Source organism: Pseudomonas sp. PME37.24/006 (assembly GCF_055556635.1).
Genome location: NZ_JBVHNL010000270.1, coordinates 1 through 242 on the forward strand (window position 1 = coordinate 1; position 242 = coordinate 242).

1 protein-coding gene is annotated in these 242 nt (G+C 68.2%); it reads right to left on the reverse strand.

Going from position 1 to position 242, the window contains the following annotated elements; genetic code table 11:
* The coding region (locus ACZ3GY_RS24690) for an ATP-binding cassette domain-containing protein (protein ID WP_465912447.1) at nucleotides 1-201 on the reverse strand (201 nt) is incomplete at its 3' end.
* Nucleotides 202-242 lie beyond the last annotated feature (41 nt).

A 242-nucleotide genomic window follows, 5' to 3' on the forward strand; every position in this document is an offset into this window, starting at 1 on the left:
GATCTCGGGCTCGCTGCTGCCTTCGTGTTCATAGACGACCTCGCCGCCGCTGGCACCATCGAGCTGGGCCACCAGGCGCAGCAAGGTGCTCTTGCCGCAGCCGCTGCGGCCGACGATGGCGACGAATTCGCCGGGTTCGATGTCGAGGTCGATGTCGTGCAGCACCGTGCGTCCGCTGAAGGACTTCGACAAGGCGCGCAGCCTGAGGCCTACGCCCCGGCCGGCGGCACGGCTGACTTGCT